A 12,634-nucleotide genomic window follows, 5' to 3' on the forward strand; every position below is an offset into this window, starting at 1 on the left:
TGCAGGACCATGCCATGAGCCCGATCTCCAGCCAGACCCACGCTATCTCGATCAATCCAACAACCGGCGAGCAGATCGGCCACTACGCATTCGAATCTGCCGAAGCGCTGGATGCCGCGCTGACCCGCGCCGCGTACGGCTTCAACAAGTGGAAACGCAAACCGCTGCAAGACCGCTCGCGCCTGCTGACCGCCCTCGCCGGCGCGTTGCGCGATGGCGCCGAAGCCATGGCAACCATGATCACCCAGGAAATGGGCAAGCCGATCGCTCAGGCCCGTGGCGAAGTCGAGAAATGCGCCAAGCTCTGCGAGTGGTACGCCGAACACGGCCCGGCCATGCTCGACGCCGAACCGACTCAGGTTGAAGGCGGCAAAGCGCGCATCGAGTATCGCCCGCTTGGCCCGATCCTGGCGGTGATGCCGTGGAATTTCCCGATCTGGCAAGTGCTGCGCGGTGCCGTCCCGACGCTGCTGGCCGGCAACACTTATGTGCTCAAGCATGCGCCGAACGTGATGGGCAGCGCTTATCTGCTGCGCGACGCCTTCGTGCGCGCCGGTTTCGCCGATGGCGTATTTGAAGTGATCAACGTCACCCCGGACGGCGTATCCAGCGCCATCGCTGACCCACGCATCGCCGCCGTGACCCTGACCGGCAGCGTGCGCGCCGGCATGGCCATCGGTTCGCAGGCCGGTGCCGCGCTGAAAAAATGTGTGCTGGAGCTGGGTGGTTCCGATCCATTTATCGTGCTCAATGACGCCAACATTGACGAAGCGGTGCAAGCCGCCGTGATCGGTCGCTATCAGAACTCCGGTCAGGTCTGCGCCGCTGCCAAGCGGCTGATCATCGAACAAAGCGTGGTCGAAGAATTCACCCGCAAGTTTGTCGAAGCCACGCGCCAACTGGTGGTCGGCGATCCACTCGCCGCTGACACCTACATCGGCCCGATGGCACGTTTCGATCTGCGTGATGAACTCGATCAGCAAGTGCGCGCGACCCTCGAAGAAGGAGCGACCCTGCTGCTCGGCGGCGGCAAGGCGCAAGGCCCGGGCAACTACTACGAGCCAACCGTGCTGGCCGATGTCACCGATCAGATGACCTCGTTCAAACAGGAACTGTTCGGCCCGGTCGCCTCGATCATCACCGCCCGCGATTGCGCGCATGCCGTGGCCCTGGCCAACGACAACGATTTCGGCCTGACCGCAACGATCTACACCGCCAACGTCGAACTGGCGCAGTCATTGACCGGCGAACTGGAAACCGGCGGCGTGTTCATCAACGGCTACTCGGCCAGCGATCCGCGCGTGACCTTTGGTGGCGTGAAGAAAAGCGGTTTCGGCCGAGAACTGTCGCACTTCGGCGTGCGCGAATTCTGCAACGCGCAGACGGTGTGGCTGGATCGCCGCTGATCAAGCGCTGCGCAGGACTTGCAGCAACACTTGCAACGGATGGCGCAGCGTTTGCTGCGCCTCGCGCTTGACCTGACTGCGGCACGAATAGCCGGTGGCCAATGCCTCACCCTGCTCCACCGGCACCGCGACATGCTTGGCCCAGGATTGCTCGAAGATCAGCGCCGAGGTTTCGCGGTTGCGTGCTTCATGTCCGTAAGTGCCGGACATCCCGCAGCAACCAGTCGCCTGAGTCGCCAGCTTCAGGCCAACCCGTTCAAACACCTGCTCCCACTGCCGGGTTGCGGCCGGGGCGTTGGTTTTCTCGGTGCAGTGCGCCAACAGACGGAAGGCTTGTTGATTGCCCGCGCGCTCAGGCATGACCTTCAGCAACCATTCCTGCACCAGCGCCACTTCCGGGCAATCCTGCATGCCCGGAACCTTCAGATATTCCTGGCGATAGACCAGCGTCATCGCCGGATCCAGCCCCACCAGCGGCACCCCAATCTCAGCCAGTTCCCGCAGTTGCCCGGCATTGCGCAACGCCGCGCGATTGAATGCCGAGAGGAAACCCTGCACATGCAGCGGCTTGCCATTGGCGCTGAACGGCGCCAGATAAACCTGATAACCGAGACGCGAAATCAGCTCGATCAAGTCCGCCAGTAGCGGCGCTTCGAAGTAGCGAGTGAACGCATCCTGCACCAGCACCACGCTGCGTTCGCGTTGCGCGGGAGTCAGCGCCGACAGCCGCGCCACTGAAGCTGGCTGCACCTGCCAGCGGCGCATCGACGCGTGAAAATCGAAACGGCTGAGCAGCGGCACATCGACCATGCCCCCGACGCGTTCAAGCATTCGGCGAACCAGCGCAGCGCCCATCAACCCGTTATAAAGCAGCGGCACCCGTGCCATGTGCGGGATGGTGAACTCCAGCGAGGCGATCAAGTAATCGCGCAGCGGTCGCAGATAGCGTGTGTGATACAGCTCTAGAAAGCGCGAACGAAAATCCGGGACGTTGACCTTTACCGGGCATTGCCCAGCGCAGGATTTGCACGCCAGACACCCGGCCATCGCGTCATACACTTCATGGGAAAAGTCAGCGCCTGGCCCACGGCTGTTGCGCCAGCGCTGCACCAAGGACGAGAAAAACGCCGGTCGGCGCACGGCTCCGGACAACACATCCACCCCCGCCGCACCCTGCAAGCGCAGCCATTCGCGGATCAACGACGCGCGGCCCTTGGGCGATTGCGCGCGCTGGCGAGTGGCTTTCCACGAGGGACACATCGCGTCGTCAGGATCGAAGTTGTAGCAGGCGCCATTGCCGTTGCAGTGCATGGCGGCGCCGTAGTCCTGCCAGACCTTTTCGTCGATCTGCCGATCCAGTTCGCCACGCAGGGTTACTTCATCAATCTTCAGCAGCGCGGCGCCGGGGATATTCGGTGTGGCGATCTTGCCGGGGTTGAACTGGTTGAACGGGTCGAACGCAGCCTTCAGCGCCTGCAACGCGGGATACAGTTCACCGAAGAATGCCGGCACGTATTCCGAGCGCAGACCTTTGCCATGCTCGCCCCACAGCAGGCCGCCATAACGTTGAGTCAGCGCCGCCACGCCATCGGACACCGGCCGCACCAGCGCCGCTTGCTGCGGATCTTTCATGTCGAGAATCGGCCGTACGTGCAACACGCCGGCATCGACGTGGCCAAACATGCCGTACTGCAAACCGTGGCTGTCGAGCAGCTCGCGCAGCTCGGCGATGTACTCGGCCAGGTGCTGCGGCGGCACCGCAGTGTCTTCAACAAACGGCTGCGGCCGCGCTTCACCGGCGACGTTGCCGAGCAGACCCACCGCGCGTTTGCGCATGCCGTAGACCTTGTTCACCGCCGTGTGACCGACCGCCAGCGTATGGCCCAGCCGTTCGACAGTATTGTCGCTGCTCAAATGCTCGATAAAGTCTGCGACCCGCTGTTGCAGTTCCTCGGGATCGTCACCACAGAACTCCACCAGATTGATGCCCAGCGTCGGCCGTTCGCCGCTCTCGGGGAAGTACTCGGCGACGCCGTGCCAGACGATATCCTGCATCGCCAGCAGCAGCACTTTCGAATCGACGGTTTCAATCGACAGCGGTTTGAGCGCCATCAGCGCGCGGGCATCGCGCAGCGCATCCATGAACCCGGCGTAGCGGATGTTCACCAGCATCGTGTGCTTGGGGATCGGCAGCACGTTGAGTTTCGCCTCGACCACGAAGCCCAGCGAACCTTCGGCGCCGCACAGCACGCTGTTGATGTTGAAGCGCTGATCGTCCTCACGCAGGTGGGCCAGATCGTAGCCAGTCAGGCAGCGGTTGAGATCGGGGAAGGTCTGTTTGATCAGCTCGCCCTGCTCGTCGATGATTTGCCGCGCACAACGATAAACTTCGCCGACCCGATCCTCGCGCGCGCATTGTTCGCCGAGTTGGTTTTCCTCCAGCGGCTGGCCGTGCAGACGTTCGCCACCGCGCAGGATCATGTGCAATTCGAGCACGTGATCGCGGGTCTTGCCGTAGGTGCAACTGCCTTGGCCACTGGCGTCGGTGTTGATCATGCCGCCGACCGTGGCGCGGTTCGAAGTCGAGAGTTCCGGGGCGAAAAACAGCCCGGCGGATTTCAGTGCGGCGTTGAGCTGATCTTTGACGACGCCGGCCTGCACGCGCACCCAGCGCTGTTCGACGTTGATTTCGAGGATGCGATTCATGTGCCGCGACAGGTCGACGACCAGGCCGTCAGTCAGCGACTGGCCGTTGGTGCCGGTGCCGCCGCCGCGAGGCGTAACCACCACTTTTTGATAAGCCGGTTCGGCGATCAACCTCGCGAGCAGCGCTACGTCGTCGGCATCCTTCGGAAACACCGCCGCTTGCGGCAAGCGCTGATAGATCGAGTTGTCTGTGGCCAATACCACGCGGCTGGCGTAGTCGGCACTGATTTCGCCTCTGAATCCACCGGCCGCAAGTGCCTTGAGGAACTGTTGGTAATCGCTGTTCAGCGTGGAGGCAGGCGAAAGCAGGGCAATCATCGGTCGGTCAATCCCGGTCAAAAAGGCGTTGTGGCGGTAAACACTTGTCGGCAACGAATGATTGCGTCAGGCTCCGCCATCTCATGGCGCCCATGTTCATTGCATATACCGCTCGGGACAAACGTAAATTCGACCCGCTATTGATGACTAAAACGAATGAATCCGCGAACGCTCACGCCCTCGATGTCGCTGCTGCTGGCTTTTGAAGCGGCTGCACGCCACGAAAGCTACACCCGCGCCGCCCACGAGCTGTCGCTGACCCAGAGCGCAGTCAGCCGTCAGGTGCAAATCCTGGAGAAGATGCTCGGCATGCGCCTGTTCAGCCGCGAGGGCCGGCGGGTGATTCTCACCGACGTCGGGCGCATGTATCAGCGCGAACTCGCCGAAGCGCTCGGGCAGATTCGCAGCGCGACGTTGCAGGCGATGGCGTTTGGTTCCGGGATCCACAGCTTGCGGCTGGCGACGTTGCCGACGTTTGGTTCGAAATGGCTGCTGCCGCGACTCAAGGATTTCTACACCGCACACCCCGGCATGACCGTGCATCTGCACTCGCGCATTGAGGCGATCGACTTTGATACCAGCGAAATCGATGCGGCGATTTGCGTGGGTGGCGGTGACTGGCCGGGGTTGACGGCGCATCGACTGCACACTGAAGAACTGGTGGTGATCGCCAGTGCGCAGTTGTCTGCGGACGAACGATGCGTGGCCGAAAAGCAAATCGCCGGGCAACTGCTGCTGAATGTCAGCAGCAACGCGCAGGCCTGGGCCGAGTGGTTCAGCCAGCACCAACTGCCGCATCGCAGCATGCGCATCGGCCCGAGTTTTGAGATGACGTCGCACTTGATTCAAGCGGTGCGGGCGAATATCGGGATCGGGCTGGTGCCGCGGATTTTGGTGGAGGACGAGTTGGCGAATGGTGAACTGCTGCAACTGGGTGAGGCGATTGTCAGTCGGCGCAGCTATTACCTGGTGTACCCGGCGCGCAATGAGTCGTTGCCGTCGCTGAAGGCGTTTCGGGATTGGTTGATGCGTACGCTCTGAATTCCTCTATCGCCAGTCTGGCCGCCATCGCTGGCAAGCCAGCTCCCACAGGTTCTGCTTACACCCAGAAATCTGGGTACTGGCCTGCAACAGGTTCTGCATACATCCAGAAATCTGGGTGCTGGCCTGCAACAGGTGCTGCATACATCCAGAAATCTGGGTACTGGCCTGCAACAGGTTCTGCTTACAACCAGAAATCTGGGTACTGGCCTGCAACAGGTTCTGCATACATCCAGAAATCTGGGTACTGGCCTGCAACAGGTCCTGCATACATCCAGAAACTTGGGTGCTGGCATGCAACAGGCTCTGCATACACACAGAACCCTGTGGGAGCTGGCTTGCCAGCGATGGGGCCAGAAGCCTTAACTCAGAAACAGCTTATGCATCCTGCAAAATCAGATCAGCGCCCTTCTCCGCCACCATCAGCACCGCCGCATGGGTATTGCCGGAGGTCACGTTGGGGAAGATCGAGGCGTCGACAATCCGCAGCCCGTCCAGCCCATGCACCTTGAGGCGTTTGTCGACCACCGAAGTCTGTTCATCCGCGCCCATCACGCACGAACCACACAGGTGATAGATCGAGCCGCAGTTGTCGCGAAAATACTGGAGCATTTGCTCATCGGTCTCGACTGCCGGGCCAGGCAACACCTCGTCAACGGTAATGCTTTTGAGGGCCGGCGCCCCCATGATTTTGCGCATCAACCGGCTGCCCTGAATCACCTCGTCAATGTCCTTTTGCGTGCTCAGGTAGTTCGGATCGATCAGCGCCGCGTCGCGTGGATTTTTCGAAGCAATCTCGATGTGCCCGCGACTGGTCGGACGGCACGGGTTGAAGCACAGCAGGAAGCCTGAATACGGCTCGGGCTTGAGGCTGGCCTTGTTGTTTTTCGGAATCTGATACGACAGCGGGTTGAAATAAAGTTGCAGGTTCGGATGGCTCTGCTGCGCATCGCCACGGAAGAAACCACCAGCCTGATTGACGCTCATCGCCAGCGCGCCCTTACGCGTCAGCAGGTATTTGACGCCGAGTTTGAACTGGCCGAACAGTGAGCTGAGCTCATCGTTCAGGGTCGGAATATTCGCCTTGTAGTAATAGCTGGCGCACAGGTGATCCTGCAGGTTCTGGCCCACCGCCGGCAGATGCTTGACCAGCGGAATCTGATGCTTGGCCAACAAATCGCGATCAGCCACGCCGGACAATTGCAGGATTTTCGGCGTATCGACCGCTCCCGCGCACAAGATCACTTCTTTGCGCGCGGTAAAGGTGCGAACTACGCCATGCTGAGTGATGGAAATACCGGTCGCGCGCTGCTGCGCTTCATCGAACAGCACTCGATCCACCAGCGCGTAATGCTCGACGGTCAGATTCGCCCGGTTCAGCGCCGGATGCAGGTGCGCAAAACTGCTGGAGCAGCGCTGACCGTTTTTGGTGTTGACGTCGTAGAGGCCCGCGCCCTCGAATTTCGGCCCGTTGAAGTCGTTGCTGCGCGGGTAGCCGAGTTCGTCACACCCCTTGAGAAACACGTCGCAGATCGGATGGGTCTGGCCGGCCATCGGGGTGATGCTGATCGGGCCGCTGCCGCCGTGGTATTCGCTGTCACCCAGCGGGTGGTTTTCCAGTTTGCGAAAGTACGGCAACACGTCCTTGAAGCCCCAGCCGTCGTTGCCATTGGCCGCCCAATCGTCGAAGTCATGGGCCTGACCACGCACGTAGATCATCGCGTTGATCGAGCCGGAACCACCCTGCACTTTGCCGCGCGGCGCGTAGATTTCGCGGTTGCCCAACTGCTTTTGTGGCTGGCTGTAGTACATCCAGTTGAAGGTCGGGTTGTAATACATTTTGGCGAAGCCAACCGGGATCTTGAACCACAGGGAACTGTCCTTGCCGCCCGCTTCCAGCAGCAGCACCGAGTGCTTGCCCGAGGCCGACAGGCGATTGGCGAGCACGCAGCCAGCGGCGCCTGCGCCAGCGATGATGTAGTCGTATGTCATGCACGGTTACCGCGTAAGTCGTTGTACAAAAAAAACCGCTGTCAGCCCTTGGCTGGCGATGTGTCTTTGACGTCCACCGGGGTCGGCGCCATTTGCAGGTGCAGGCGCGTGCCGGTGTACGGCGAATGCTTGCGCACCACGTCCATGTTCAGCTCGACGCCAAGGCCCGGCTCGGTCGATGGAATGATGTACCCGTCCTCCCACTGCAACGGCTTCTTGAGGATCTCGGCATGGAACCCGCCCCAGGTCTCGATGCTTTCCTGAATCAGGAAATTCGGCGTGCAGGTGGCAAGCTGGAAACTCGCTGCCGCGCCAATCGGCCCGTTGTACAAATGCGGGGCGATTTGCGCGTAATAGGCTTCGGCCATGCTGGCGATCTTCTTCGCTTCGAGCAGTCCGCCACAGCGTGCGACGTTCATCTGCAAAATCGACGCGCCGCCGGCCTGCAACAGCTTGAAGAATTCGTACTTGGTGGTCAGGCGCTCACCGGTGGCAATCGGGATGCTGGTCTTGGCCGCGACCTGCGCCATCGCCTCTTCCTGGCCTGGCGGCACCGGTTCTTCGAACCACAGCGGGTCGTACTTTTCCAACCGCTTGGCCAGACGAATTGCCGAGGACGGCACCATTTGCCCGTGGGTGCCGAACAACAGATCGCACTTGTTGCCGACCGCTTCGCGAATCTTGCGGCAGAAGGTTTCGCAGCGCTCCAGCACTTCCAGCGAGAGCTGGTGACCGGAATACGCGGTGTACGGCCCGGCCGGGTCAAACTTCAGCGCGGTGAAGCCTTTGTTCATGTTCTCGACCGCGCACTCGGCGGCCAGATCGCCATCGTCGTAGTCGTATTCGCCACGGCTGTTGACCGGGTACAGGTAGGTGTAGGAACGCAGGCGTTCGTTGACCTTGCCGCCGAGCAACTCATAAACCGGCTTGTTCGCCGCTTTGCCGATGATGTCCCAGCAAGCCATTTCCAGGCCGCTGACCACGCCCATCATGGTCAGGTCAGGACGCTGGGTGAAGCCGCTCGAATAGGCCTGGCGGAAGAAGCGCTCGATGTGGTGCGGGTCCTGATCGAGCAAGTGCCGCTCGAACACGTCTTCGATGATCGGCAGCATGGCTTTCGGGCCGAAGGTCGCTGCGTAGATCTCGCCGACGCCTTCGATGCCGCAGTCAGTCTTGAGCTTGACGAACAGCCAGTACATGCCGCCAATGTGCGGTGGCGGTACGGCAACAATGTGGGTTTCAAGGGCGACGATTTTCATCTCAGGCACCTGTCTTGTTCGAAGAGGTTTTGATCGAGGATCTTTTGTTGATGCGAGCGCGCAGGGTCAGCGCGGCGAGTGTGCCGATCAGGCCGACGCAGGCGATGTAGCCGAAATACAGCTGGTAGCCGAAGGCACCGGGATATTGCTCGGTGAGGTAGCCGTTGATCAGCGGAATAAACGTGTCCGGCAGATAACCGACCACCGACACGATGCCGATCGCCAGCCCGGTAATGCGCAGCGGAATGTTGCAGGTATCGAGGATCGCCCAGTACAGGCCACGAATGGCGTAGGTCATCAGGCCGATGAAAATCACCGTGGCGATCAGCAGACCGATGCTGTTGATGGCCGGGAACACGATCAGACCGAACATCGCCAGCGTCGCCAGCAACAGCGCCACGATCAGCACCGAGATGTTCGAGAATTTGTCGCCCAGCCAGCCGCCGCCGATACCACCCACCGGACGCATCCACAACTTGATGGTGGTGATGGTGCCCGCCATCACGGCGGTCATGCCGTTGCCTTGCAGGTAATCGGAGAAGCTGTAGGTCGCCCAGAAGATGTGATAACCGCAGAACACAATGGCGGTGACCAGCCACAGTTCAGGAATCTTCACCAGCGTCGCCAGGTCACTTAGCAAATTGAACTTGCCCTTCTCCACCGCCGCTGTGTCTTCCATCGACTTCGGATCCTTGATCAGCACCAGCACACAACCGAGCGCGATACAGGTGAAGGCGTAGAGGTAGATCACATGTTTGAAACCTTGCGCGGTGGACTCACCGTTGGTTTCGGTGGCGTAGGCGAACAGCCCCAGCGCAACCGTCGCCAGCAGCGCCTCGACCAGGCCACGACCGCCATCGAGAATGCCGAAGAACCGCCCCTGTTCGGTGTGATGCGCAATCATCTTCACGCGCTTGAGCACCGAGGCCCAAAAGGTCAGGCCGGTGGTCAGGCCCCAGCAACCGAAGATGATCATCAGCCCGGTCATCGACGGCGCGGTGGAGTACCAAAGGCCCAGCGCACCGGTGGCGACCAGCGAAAAGAAAATCAGAAAACGCGGGGCGATCCGGTCGGCCAGCCAACCGCTGGGCAAGTAGCTGAGCAGGAAGATCGTGCCGAGCATCGAGTACAGATAGCCCAGTTCGCTGTGGCTGATCTGGAACACCTCGAGCATGGTGGTTTGATAGACCTGGCGCAGATACAGAATCGGATAGATCGCGCCGGCGGCCAGCACCAGCAGGGTCAATTGCAGATAGCGACTTCCCTTGTCGCTGTGGCTGTTCACAGCCGAAGTGGAACCCTGAACAGCGGCAGCAGAGGATGCATGCTTGGACATTGAAGTGACCTCGGGCGACCGGTGCTCCGGACGCCCCTGATAATTGTTTTTATAGGTGCAGCGTGAGGCGTGGTGCGATGGATCAGTACTTCATCACCACCAGACGGGTCTGGGTGAATTCGAGCATGCCGTGCTTGCCGTCATCGCCGCCCAGGCCCGAGCGTTTCCACCCGGCGTGGTAGCCCTGATACGGATCAGCCGGCGTGCGATTGACATACAACTCGCCGGCTTCAATGGCGTTGGCGACTTTGTGTGCGGTGCGGTAATTCTCGGTGTACAGCACCGACGCCAAACCAAACTGGTGGTCGTTGGCCATGGCCAGCGCTTCGTCGATGTCGCGGTACTTGAGCACCGGCAACACCGGGCCGAAGATTTCTTCCTGAATGATTTCCATGTCCTGCCGGCAACCGCTGAGCAGCGTTGGCGGGTAGAAATGCCCCGGCCCTGCGGGCAGCACGCCACCGGTTTCGAGTACGGCGCCGTCGGCGACAGCACGCTCGACCATCGCGTGGATGTTCTGTTGCGAACTGGCGTTGACCAGCGGCCCCATCAGACTGGCGTCAGTCGCGCGGTCGCCAAACTTCACAGCGGCGATCTTCGCTTTGAGCAACGCGAGGAATTGGTCGTGGACGCTTTCCTGCACGTAGACCCGCTCGACTGCCGTGCACAATTGGCCGCAGTGAGTGGTCTTGGAGGCGACAATCGCTGACGCGGCCGCTTCCAGATCGGCATCGGCTTCGATGATCGCCGGGGTCTTGCCGCCCAGTTCCAGCGACGGCTTGGCGATGTTGGCCTTACAGTAATCGAGGACGATGCGCCCGGCATTCACGCTGCCAGTCAAGGTGATCAGACCCACAGCCTTGTGCGTGCACACCGCAGCGGCGGTGGCGTGATCCATCGCCAGGATGTTGATGACACCGGCGGGCATGCCCGATTGCTGCACGGCTTTGGCGATCTCGAACGCCGAAGTCGGGGTGTTGTTGCTCGGGCGTACCACCACCGTGTTGCCGGCAATCAGCGCCGGGGCGATTTTGCGCAGCAGGGTGTAAACCGGATAGTTGAACGGAATCAGGCACGCGACCACGCCAATCGGCTCGCGATGCAGGAACAGGTTTTCATCAGGGCTGTCGCTGGGAATGATCTCGCCTTCGATACGCCGCGCCCACTCGGCGTGGTAGCGGGTGATCTGTGCGGCATAGCGGGCTTCATTGCTGGCATCGGCCACGCTCTTGCCGGACTCGGCGGCCAACGCGGTGCCGATGGCTTCGGCGCAGTCTTCCAGTGCGGTAGCGAAAGCACGCAGGTGTTCGGCGCGTTCGATGCTGGTGAGTTTGCCCCAGACTTTTTGCGCTGCTGCTGCGGCATCCACGGCTGCGGTGGCTTCTTCGGCAGTAGCGGCTGAAACCTGGCCAAGCAACGCTTCGGTGGCCGGGTTATAGACCGCAATCTGCGCCGCGCTGGCTGGCTCGACAAAGTGGCCGTTTACAAAATTTCGCTCGACTCGCATGTGCATCGCCCATCGTTGTTTTTATCGATGGGGCCAGTCTTGTCATCCCGCCGACGTTGAACAAACGATTTATCCGGCGGCGAAACATGCGAAAAATGCAGGTTACTCAAAAAATCGCCGTCGAAGGCTCAAGCTGGCGCTGCGCCAGCCAGATTTCTTCCTGTAACCACTGACTGAATGCCACTAATTGCGGCATTTGTGTCTGCTCCGGCCGGGTTACCAGCCAGTAGGACTGGTGCCCTTCCACATGCACATTGAGCACTTGGGTCAACTGCCCGCTGGCCAGTTCCGGCGCGACCATGTGCCAGTCGGCAATGCTGATGCCGAGACCGTCGATGGCCGCCTGGATCGCCAGATCGAGCAGATCGAACTCGTAACCGCCTTCGGTATCGATGCCGTTGATCCGCGCGGCGTGCAGCCAGTGTTTCCAGGTCAGGTAGCGCTGATCCTCTTTAGCCAGCACATGCAGCAGCGTCAGGCGATTGAGATCGATGCCCTGCTCGCCGCCCTCGCGCGCATACAGGGTCGGCGCGCACACGGCGATGTGCCGTTCCTGAATCAGCAGTGAACTGTCGAGGCCGTCCCACTCGCCATCGCCAAAACGGATCGCGCAATCCAGCGTGCTGGTTTCGGCAAGGCTGTCCTGCAAACGCGTGGTGATGCTCAATTCAAGTTCCGGATGCTGCTCGCGCAAGCGCCCCAGACGCGGCATCAACCAGCGGCTGGTGAAGGTCGGCGGCGCGTTGATGTGCAGGCGATTGGCGTGGGTTTTCTGCTGGATACTGCGCACCGTCAGCTCGATCTTGTCGAATGACTGGTGCAATGCCCGCAAAAGAATCTTGCCGGCGCCGGTCAATTCCAGATGGTGATGCCGGCGTTCGAGCAGGCTCTCGCCGAGCTGCTCCTCGAGCTGGCGCACCTGGCGACTGACCGCGCTCTGGGTCACGTTAAGCAACTCGGCGGCGCGGGTGAAGCTGCCGGTGCTGCCGGCCACTTCGAACGCTTTGAGCGCATTCAGGCCGGGCATTTTGCGTTTCATACAAGGCACTCGAAAACCACTGACAAGGCG

Annotated in this window: 8 protein-coding genes; 2 read left to right on the forward strand and 6 right to left on the reverse strand. The window is 60.9% G+C overall.

Features of this window, described 5'->3' with window-relative positions; all coding sequences use genetic code 11:
- Positions 1-14: 14 nt before the first annotated feature.
- Positions 15-1,406 carry an aldehyde dehydrogenase family protein gene (locus ACP7BN_RS11830; protein WP_426204252.1) on the forward strand — a complete coding sequence of 464 codons (1,392 nt, stop codon included), beginning with the start codon at positions 15-17 and terminating at the stop codon, positions 1,404-1,406.
- Here the strand turns inward: ACP7BN_RS11830 and ydiJ are convergent, their stop codons facing one another.
- Positions 1,407-4,430 (reverse strand): D-2-hydroxyglutarate dehydrogenase YdiJ, encoded by a 3,024-nt coding sequence (ydiJ, locus tag ACP7BN_RS11835; RefSeq protein WP_426204254.1) that lies wholly within the window; start codon positions 4,428-4,430, stop codon positions 1,407-1,409. It lies immediately after the preceding gene.
- A 156-nt stretch (positions 4,431-4,586) separates the two neighbouring features.
- Here ydiJ and ACP7BN_RS11840 point away from each other — a divergent pair, with 156 nt between their 5' ends.
- A complete protein-coding gene (locus ACP7BN_RS11840) occupies positions 4,587-5,471 on the forward strand; it encodes a LysR substrate-binding domain-containing protein (RefSeq protein ID WP_426204256.1) in 885 nt (294 codons plus the stop codon).
- 378 nt (positions 5,472-5,849) lie between these two features.
- Here the strand turns inward: ACP7BN_RS11840 and ACP7BN_RS11845 are convergent, their stop codons facing one another.
- The 5 genes from ACP7BN_RS11845 to ACP7BN_RS11865 form a co-directional block, all read right to left on the reverse strand.
- Positions 5,850-7,463, reverse strand: coding sequence for a GMC family oxidoreductase (locus tag ACP7BN_RS11845; RefSeq protein ID WP_426204258.1), 1,614 nt, complete (start codon positions 7,461-7,463; stop codon positions 5,850-5,852).
- A 41-nt stretch (positions 7,464-7,504) separates the two neighbouring features.
- The gene (locus tag ACP7BN_RS11850; protein ID WP_426204260.1) at positions 7,505-8,722 is read right to left on the reverse strand and encodes a mandelate racemase/muconate lactonizing enzyme family protein; all 1,218 of its coding nucleotides are present in this window, start codon (positions 8,720-8,722) and stop codon (positions 7,505-7,507) included.
- A 1-nt stretch (position 8,723) separates the two neighbouring features.
- On the reverse strand, positions 8,724-10,058 hold the full coding sequence (locus ACP7BN_RS11855; RefSeq protein ID WP_426204262.1) for an MFS transporter: 1,335 nt from the start codon (positions 10,056-10,058) through the stop codon (positions 8,724-8,726).
- An 82-nt stretch (positions 10,059-10,140) separates the two neighbouring features.
- A complete protein-coding gene (gene aldA, locus ACP7BN_RS11860; RefSeq protein WP_426204516.1) occupies positions 10,141-11,565 on the reverse strand; it encodes an aldehyde dehydrogenase in 1,425 nt (474 codons plus the stop codon).
- A gap of 106 nt (positions 11,566-11,671) precedes the next feature.
- Entirely contained in the window at positions 11,672-12,604 is a 933-nt protein-coding gene (locus ACP7BN_RS11865) for a LysR substrate-binding domain-containing protein (protein ID WP_426204266.1), read from the reverse strand.
- Between the last annotated feature and the right edge of the window lie 30 nt (positions 12,605-12,634).

The organism is Pseudomonas sp. TWP3-1 (assembly GCF_049896625.1).
Taxonomy (GTDB): domain Bacteria; phylum Pseudomonadota; class Gammaproteobacteria; order Pseudomonadales; family Pseudomonadaceae; genus Aquipseudomonas.

What these genes read in the sequence shown, in the direction of transcription:
- ACP7BN_RS11830 (WP_426204252.1), top strand. Translation starts at nt 15, where the DNA reads ATGAGCCCGATCTCCAGCCAGACCCACGCTATCTCGATCAATCCAACA.
- ydiJ (WP_426204254.1), bottom strand. Translation starts at nt 4,430, where the DNA reads ATGATTGCCCTGCTTTCGCCTGCCTCCACGCTGAACAGCGATTACCAA.
- ACP7BN_RS11840 (WP_426204256.1), top strand. Translation starts at nt 4,587, where the DNA reads ATGAATCCGCGAACGCTCACGCCCTCGATGTCGCTGCTGCTGGCTTTT.
- ACP7BN_RS11845 (WP_426204258.1), bottom strand. Translation starts at nt 7,463, where the DNA reads ATGACATACGACTACATCATCGCTGGCGCAGGCGCCGCTGGCTGCGTG.
- ACP7BN_RS11850 (WP_426204260.1), bottom strand. Translation starts at nt 8,722, where the DNA reads ATGAAAATCGTCGCCCTTGAAACCCACATTGTTGCCGTACCGCCACCG.
- ACP7BN_RS11855 (WP_426204262.1), bottom strand. Translation starts at nt 10,058, where the DNA reads ATGTCCAAGCATGCATCCTCTGCTGCCGCTGTTCAGGGTTCCACTTCG.
- aldA (WP_426204516.1), bottom strand. Translation starts at nt 11,565, where the DNA reads ATGCGAGTCGAGCGAAATTTTGTAAACGGCCACTTTGTCGAGCCAGCC.
- ACP7BN_RS11865 (WP_426204266.1), bottom strand. Translation starts at nt 12,604, where the DNA reads ATGAAACGCAAAATGCCCGGCCTGAATGCGCTCAAAGCGTTCGAAGTG.